The organism is Candidatus Neomarinimicrobiota bacterium (genome assembly GCA_022560655.1).
Taxonomy (GTDB): domain Bacteria; phylum Fidelibacterota; class Marinisomatia; order SCGC-AAA003-L08; family TS1B11; genus JADFSS01.
In genome coordinates this window covers 1-6,642 of the sequence record JADFSS010000092.1, presented here as the reverse complement: position 1 = coordinate 6,642, position 6,642 = coordinate 1, and the positions used below count along the sequence as shown (strand labels likewise).

The 6,642-nt window shown below is 54.7% G+C and carries 6 protein-coding genes and 1 rRNA gene; 4 read left to right on the top strand and 3 right to left on the bottom strand.

What is annotated here, in order from left to right:
- On the top strand, nt 1-776 hold a 776-nt coding region (locus tag IH971_10310), incomplete at its 5' end, for a recombinase family protein (GenBank protein ID MCH7498229.1).
- Here the strand turns inward: IH971_10310 and IH971_10305 are convergent.
- The 3 genes from IH971_10305 to IH971_10295 form a co-directional block, all read right to left on the bottom strand.
- The gene (locus tag IH971_10305; GenBank protein MCH7498228.1) at nt 697-2,850 is read right to left on the bottom strand and encodes a hypothetical protein; all 2,154 of its coding nucleotides are present in this window, start codon (nt 2,848-2,850) and stop codon (nt 697-699) included. The two genes, IH971_10310 and IH971_10305, sit on opposite strands and share 80 nt — an antisense overlap.
- 95 nt (nt 2,851-2,945) lie before the next feature.
- Nucleotides 2,946-3,452 carry a hypothetical protein gene (locus IH971_10300; protein ID MCH7498227.1) on the bottom strand — a complete coding sequence of 169 codons (507 nt, stop codon included), beginning with the start codon at nt 3,450-3,452 and terminating at the stop codon, nt 2,946-2,948.
- Nucleotides 3,440-3,601 (bottom strand): hypothetical protein, encoded by a 162-nt coding sequence (locus IH971_10295; GenBank protein MCH7498226.1) that lies wholly within the window; start codon nt 3,599-3,601, stop codon nt 3,440-3,442. Before IH971_10295 ends, IH971_10300 begins: the two co-directional genes overlap by 13 nt.
- Nucleotides 3,602-3,942: 341 nt before the next feature.
- Here IH971_10295 and IH971_10290 point away from each other — a divergent pair, with 341 nt between their 5' ends.
- The 3 genes from IH971_10290 to IH971_10280 all read left to right on the top strand — a co-directional run.
- Nucleotides 3,943-4,860 carry a hypothetical protein gene (locus tag IH971_10290; GenBank protein ID MCH7498225.1) on the top strand — a complete coding sequence of 306 codons (918 nt, stop codon included), beginning with the start codon at nt 3,943-3,945 and terminating at the stop codon, nt 4,858-4,860.
- A gap of 223 nt (nt 4,861-5,083) precedes the next feature.
- Entirely contained in the window at nt 5,084-5,968 is an 885-nt protein-coding gene (locus IH971_10285) for a DUF2806 domain-containing protein (GenBank protein ID MCH7498224.1), read from the top strand.
- 344 nt (nt 5,969-6,312) lie between these two features.
- Nucleotides 6,313-6,642, top strand: a 16S ribosomal RNA gene (locus IH971_10280); the annotation flags it as partial.

Genomic DNA, 6,642 nt, shown 5'->3' with positions numbered 1-6,642 from the left:
TCGACAGGCGGCCCGCCCTGAAGGCCCTGCTGGACGCCTGCAGAGAGCACCGCTACGACGTTGTCGTCGTCTACTCCCTCGATCGCTGGGCCAGGAACCTCAAAGTGATCCTGCAGACCTTCGGTGTGCTGTCCGACGGCCACGTTGCCTTCGCATCAGTTACGGAGACTATAGACTACTCCACGCCAGAGGGGAGGCTGTTCGTCGCTATGCTGGGTGCCTTCGCCCAGTACTTCTCGGACAGCCTAGCCAAGCACACGAGCAAAGGGATAGCAGAGCGGGTTCACCAGGGCCGTCCTGCCGGCCCCATACCATTTGGCTATCAAAAGGGGGAAGGTGCCGTCCCCGAGCCCGTGCCGGAAGAGGCGGAGGCGGTAGCTGACATCTTCAGGATGCGGGTGCAAGGGAAGACCCAGGCGGAACTGGCATCCTGGCTCAACGGTCGGCGACTACGAACGCGCAAGGGCCGCCGGTTTGACAACTTCGCCGTCAGAGACATCTTGGCCAACCCATTCTACACGGGGCGGCTTCGCTATCGGGACGCCATCGTCTCCGGCATCCACGAAGCCCTCATTGACATAACTCTCTACGAGGCCGTCCAGGCAATGCGCGTGCCGCGCCACACGGGACCACAGCGTCACTCATACCTCCTAAGGGGCTTAGTGCGGTGTGCTCGATGCGGGGGCCTGCTATGGTCTACAAGCCCGCACCACGGCTACACTTACTACCGCCAGCAGGCGAGCGCCAGGTGCTGTTATCCTGCATTCCGCCGATAAATTCATTGGCGCCGTTCTTCTTGTCAACGCCATAAAACTGTGTCGTATTGTAGCCAGTCAACGTATTTCGCCAGGAATCCCCCCTTACTTCAGAGTGATACACGCCACCATCATTGGCATTCAAGATTTCAAAGTCGTTGGTAGCTGCGTTGATGGGGATCATGAGAATATTGTGGTGATCAACATGCACATTGATCGGTGCTGTTGGGCCTGTAAAACTAGTAAAATCCGTTACTTGTGATGTGGTAATGCTCGTGGTAATAAATCGGCCCCAATTAATTCTTAGCGTGGCCTCCGGCAAATTTGCCGGATCAAAGCTGCCTCCGGCCGGCAATACCGGCCAAATAAAATAGAGCTGCCGATGTTCATGACCTCCATCCATGGCCATGGAGGGATGTGGGGTGCTGGGGTCATAAGGCTCGGCTGACAGAAAAACGTACTCACGGGTCGTGAGATCATCAAATAAGGCTAACTCCCATACGCCATTTCTGGTTTGATCGCGAAACGAGACCATGAGTTGAACCTCGTTGTCGCTGTCCCACAGTTCAAACGGGATGTCAACATAATCCTGGTAGGTATAATTTGCAGCCGGTACACCAGAGGTTTCTCCCTCGGGGATCAAGAAACGATGTGCTTTTTGAGCTTTTCCAGGACCGAAACGGACTTCTATCGAGGTATAGTCGCTTTGATCAGCAGAGCCGAAGGCTATCCCATTTGCAACATCTTGAGTCCGAAACGGTTGAAATGAAAGGAATGACTGTGTATTCTCATAATCGATGCCCGTTACCTGGAAACCCGTCGTGTCAATGCCTGTTCCCACGTTAATTTTCCACATGTCGATGCCGCCGACAAACACCTCGGTTGCATCATAAGGACTTACGGCAATGGTATTGTCATACCATCCCTGGCCTCCCAGCCAATCAATATCCCCGGTCGCATCACTGCCCTGAACCCAGTTTGCGCCCGCATCTACTGATATATACAATACCGAGCCGGACGTTCCTCCTTGAACTGATAGATAAAGTATTGAGGGGTCTGAGGGTGCAATGGCTATTTCCAGGCGCCCAACGTCTCCAATACCTGCAGAAGCATCTACCCAGGTCACACCGCCATTCGTAGACTTAATAACACCAATCGTGTTAACGGTAGCGTATTGGGTATCGAAATTGTCCGGATTTGCAATGATTTGTTCCACCGGATTTGGGCCGGAGTCAAAAACTTTTGTCCAAGTGAGTCCACCATCGATGGAGCGATGGATGCCTGAGGTGGTGGGTGCCCTGCGAAAACCAACACTCGTCGTAACGAGTAGGGTGTTAGCATCAGCCGGGTCTATGATTATCCGGGTGACATTTTGAAATTCAAGGTTTGCGGTACTGGCCAACTGCTCCCAAGTAAGGCCGCGATCAGTGGTCTTCCAAATTCCACTACCAAATATAAAAGCGAAGCTGCCAAAGCCCTCACCTGTACCAACATAGATCACATCATGGTTTGAAGGCGCCATGGCCAGCCAGCCGACAGCTAAATTGGGCAGATCACGGGTCAGTTCTAACCAGGTTTGCCCGGCATCTACAGTTTTCCACACGCCACCGCCCACTGAGCCGGCGTACCAGGTATTGAATTGGGGATCGTCAGGATCGACAATCAAGCCTCTGGTTCGTCCGCTGACATTGCCAGGCCCGCGCTCAACCCAGTCCAGTTGATTGCTGCTGATCGCTTTGCCTAAGGCCTTAGTTGAATGCAATTTTTTCGCTTTTAGAAGTTCATCGACCTTGTAATTATGTGGATAGGATGGTGCCGCTTCGCCGTGGCGCGTGCGAATGTCAACGTGATATTGAGCGAATAAATCCGGACGATCCAGTTTAGCTACTCCTTTGATGCGCTGCTTCCGCTGAGACATTTGACCGGCAAGCTTTCGTGAGACTTTAGAAGTCGCTAGCTCAACGCCAGCCCGAGGGTCAGAAAGTCCGGGACCGGAGCTGACCGGGACACTAGAACCAGTTTCAATAACAAGGATAAATGCCGCAAGCCCCAAAATGAACGCTGCTGCGGCACCCATAGCAATCTTTCTGGTCATACGTTCGCCTCCTCGCCAGACTTAATAACGTAGGAATAAATTAGGAAGAATTGAGAACCTTCTGCACAAAATTTCAAGCGTCAATGCACTGAAATTCATCTGAGATATTTAGCCTTATGATCCTGTGGGTATAATTTTCTTTGAAGTTTTACATCATATATATATCCCAGCAGCTTCTTGTCTGCTTCCTCATCGCCGGTAACAATTCCAGGTATCGTGGAAACCTGAATTTGATCATCATTGAGCCATTTGATACTGCCATTGGGTAGTGATTCTTCAAACAGAACCCTTTCCTGCTTTAGATCATAAACGAAGAATTGCACGGGTGGGAATGGATTTAGGCTCGTAGGCCGGGACTGTTTATAACATAAAACATAACTGTGCGTCAAATTAACCCGACAAGTAATATTGTCCTTGTACTTATCGACAGCAAGTTTTCTATAATTATCGACTGAAGCAACCGATTTAGAATCTGTTTTTGCTGGCGCACAGGAGGCCAGTGCAAAGACAATTGTGAGTTGCAGAATGAGAACGGACAGCTTAAGCAACTGTCCTTCGTTGGAGTGATGTGAGAAACTGGGCTCAGAAACTAAGCGACGCATGGCACTGCTACCTCAACACCTACGTCGTAGTGATACTCCCCGTCAGGCACAGTCCAGGCATAGCCAATCAGGCTGTCGCCGGCTGCGCCATCGTTATGGACGCCGTCATCGGGCCGCAGCCCGGCCCGCAACCGCACGAATAGTACCATGCGACCCGGCGCTACCCGCCCGGCGGTCTCAAGGCTGTGTCCCCGGACATACGGGGCTCCCAGGCAACAGAGCATCCATACATTTGGTAAACGGCTCAGCCTATGCTCCCCCCAATTTGACCATACGTTTGTTCACCGCCGGGTGCGTAGCTCCCGCCGCCCGAAACGACCCCTGTGGCCGCGTGGAGCACCGACGAGCCGGGACGGCCGGGCTCGTTGGGACAGCGGGTCAGGGCCCCCATTGATCCCAATATACGTATGATTTTCGCCGAACCGCAAAGGCACTCTGGCCCATTTGGAGTGGCACCTGCCAGCACGTCCCGCAGGCCCTAAATTCCCCCATGCGCCACCACCTGCTTCTGCTGCTGGCGGCGGGGACGGTTGCCGGCCAGCCGGCCCCCGCGGAGCTGGATACCACCGACGCCCGCTCCAACGCCTACGTCCACGAGAACTGGTCGTATTTCGCCGAGCGGCTACGCAACGAGTTTCTGGCCCTGGGGGAGAAGAAGTACCGCCGGGGGGAGTACCAGGCGGCGGTGATGGAGTACTTCAACTTTCTCTACCACTTCCCCGAGGACGAGCTGCTGCCGCTGGTGCACTATCGCATCGGCCGGGCCTATGAGCGGCTGGAGGAGTTCGAGCTGGCCCGGGAGCAGTTCAACTGGGTGCAGGAGGCACCCCGAGCCGACCCGCGGGTGAAGGTGGTGAGCCTGCGGCAGCTGGCCCGCATGGACTACGAGGCGGGGCACTACGACACCGTCCTGGCGCTGCCGCCGCTGAACGACCCCTATCTGATGGTGCTGAAAGGCTATGCGGCCCTTACGGTGGAGCACTGGACAGAGAGCGCGGCCTACCTGGAAGGGGCCCGCCGCTACTATCCCCGCCGGGCCCAGGCCCGGCTGGACAGCCTGCTGGCCGATATCCGGGCCCTGCCCCGGCTGCCCTACTATCGGCCGCGGTGGCGCACCTTTTGGAACCTGCTGCCGGGCGGGGGCATGCACTACCTGGACATGCGGGGCGAGGCGGTGGGCTATGCCGTGAGCATCGTGAGCCTGGGGCTGGCCACCGCGGCCATCAGCCAGCCGACGCGCTACGTGCTGGGGGCGGCAGCGGCGGGGCTCTACGGGGCCAGTTTTCCGGCCGCGGCCCGGGCGATGGAGGGCAAGAACCGGGTCATTCTGGCGCTTCGCCTGGAGGAGCTGCACCAGGCCTATCCGCTGAGCACGTTCTGGTCGTTTGCCCACCCGGCGATTTATTAGGGCTGGGGGGGCAAGGTATGGTACGCGGCAACCCGGTGGTCAACTTGTGAGGAAGAATTCGTTGCGTGTTAGGCGGAAGCATATATGACCCCGAACCAGCGCGAAGACGGCTCTAACTTACCGAAGGAAGGGCAACGTCTTGTGGTTGGAGTATTATCCGGAAGCAAGGCCCGGAAGCGGGTTTATCTGGAAGCCATATAAACAGAAGGTAGGCCAAAACCTTATGCCAGACCAAACCATGAACCCCCTCGTGAATCTTGGTGACATTTCGAAGCCCGCAGACACTTTGATCAAAAAGGTGTCCAAAGCGGTGGGCGGTGTTTTTGCGCCGTACCAAATCATACGCGTCGCGAAGGCCGAAGCGGAAGCTGCGATAATCAAAGCTCAAACTGAAATCGAGATCACCGATCTTCATCGAAGAGCGATGCACCGCTTCATCGAGGAAGAAGCGAAGCGACAGCAGAACATAGAGAATATCACCGGAAAGGCAATACCACTGCTCGCCGACGAATCCGACGCCGAGTTGATCGAGGATGATTGGGTTACCAATTTTTTCGACAAGTCTAGGATCGTTTCGGACAATGAAATGCAAGAATTGTGGGCTCGTGTGCTTGCGGGCGAAGTGAACTCCCCAGGCACTTATTCGAAGCGAACGGTCAACTTTGTAGGTGACCTTGATAAGAGTGACGCTGAACTCTTCGCGAAAATTTGTGGATTCGCCCTGCAAATCGGAAATCTGGTTCCACTGATCTTTGATGAGCAAGATCACATCTACAATTCCACCGGTATTAATTTTAGTTCGTTGAGTCATCTCGAAAGTATTGGGCTGATTCAATTCAACAATCTACAGGGCTTTGCACGTCTCAAGCTGCCGAAACGCATCGATGTATATTACTACGGACAGCCAATACATCTTGAACTCCCAAAGGAAGACGGTGAAAACGAATTGGAACTTGGAAGGGTCCTCCTAACAAAGATCGGGCATGAACTTGCCCCAATTTGCGGTAGCGCCCCCGTCGGTGGATTTATGGATTACGTCAGGACGAGATGGAAGGATAATATTCCTGACGAATCAAACGAACAATCGGATGAACCGAAGCCGAAATAGGCTAGTGGCTCGCTTCGCTCGGTCACGTCAACTCCTATTCAGGTTGTCCTGAGCGTCAGCCTGAGCCGCGGGTCCTGAAGACCTCCATTGTCGGCTTCGAGGCTCAAGATGGCTTTTGGGTAAGTGCGCGCTGATGCTTGTGGATGGCCGCGATCACGTTCGCATGAGCGTAGACGCCCGGCACAAGTTGCTACATTAAACCTTGGTGGCACGTGGCAAATTATGTTAAACTCCCCTAGCTGAAGGCGCCCCTATGGGGTGTCCTGAGGCCGCTTTTTGACATTGTGAGAAGTTTGTGCGCGGGTCACGGTTAAACAGATGACTTCGGAATATGAAAAGAACATACAACGGAGAGTTTGATCCTGGCTCAGGACGAACGCTGGCGGCGTGCTTAACACATGCAAGTCGAGGAGAACCCCCGCTTCGGTGGGGTAGTAAACTGGCGAACGGGTGAGTAACGCGTAGACAACCTGCCTCGCAGACTGGAATAATCCCGGGAAACCGGGGCTAATACCGGATGCGCTCCCGCTTCGATGGAGGCGGGATGAAAGCAGCCCCGACTTGTCGGGGTCGCACTGCGAGATGGGTCTGCGTCTGATTAGCTTGTTGGTAGGGTAACGGCCTACCAAGGCGACGATCAGTAGCTGGTCTGAGAGGATGATCAGCCACACTGG

What these genes read in the sequence shown, in the direction of transcription:
- IH971_10300 (MCH7498227.1), bottom strand. Translation starts at nt 3,452, where the DNA reads ATGCGTCGCTTAGTTTCTGAGCCCAGTTTCTCACATCACTCCAACGAA.
- IH971_10285 (MCH7498224.1), top strand. Translation starts at nt 5,084, where the DNA reads ATGCCAGACCAAACCATGAACCCCCTCGTGAATCTTGGTGACATTTCG.
- IH971_10305 (MCH7498228.1), bottom strand. Translation starts at nt 2,850, where the DNA reads ATGACCAGAAAGATTGCTATGGGTGCCGCAGCAGCGTTCATTTTGGGG.
- IH971_10295 (MCH7498226.1), bottom strand. Translation starts at nt 3,601, where the DNA reads ATGGTACTATTCGTGCGGTTGCGGGCCGGGCTGCGGCCCGATGACGGC.
- IH971_10290 (MCH7498225.1), top strand. Translation starts at nt 3,943, where the DNA reads ATGCGCCACCACCTGCTTCTGCTGCTGGCGGCGGGGACGGTTGCCGGC.